A 238-nucleotide genomic window follows, 5' to 3' on the forward strand; every position below is an offset into this window, starting at 1 on the left:
GTGCGGCGGAACGGAGATTCGGGCGCGACGTGGCTAGGACGTCGCGCGGTCACCACGAAAACCCTGGGGTCCCCGAATGTATCAGTACGACCAATACGACCAGACGATCGTCGACGAGCGAGTCGCGCAGTACCGCGATCAGGTGCGCCGCCGGCTGTCGGGCGAGTTGAGCGAAGACGAATTCCGTCCGCTGCGTCTGCAGAACGGCCTGTACATGCAGCGCCACGCGTACATGCAC

At 64.3% G+C, this 238-nt stretch carries 1 protein-coding gene; it reads left to right on the forward strand.

Annotation, left to right across the window (positions count from 1 at the left end; all coding sequences use genetic code 11):
* Nucleotides 1-76: 76 nt before the first annotated feature.
* On the forward strand, nt 77-238 hold a 162-nt coding region (locus tag AAEY88_RS15370), incomplete at its 3' end, for a hypothetical protein (protein ID WP_350563783.1).

It is taken from the genome of Psychrobacter sp. CAL346-MNA-CIBAN-0220 (assembly GCF_040309805.1).
Taxonomy (GTDB): Bacteria; Pseudomonadota; Gammaproteobacteria; order Pseudomonadales; family Moraxellaceae; genus Psychrobacter.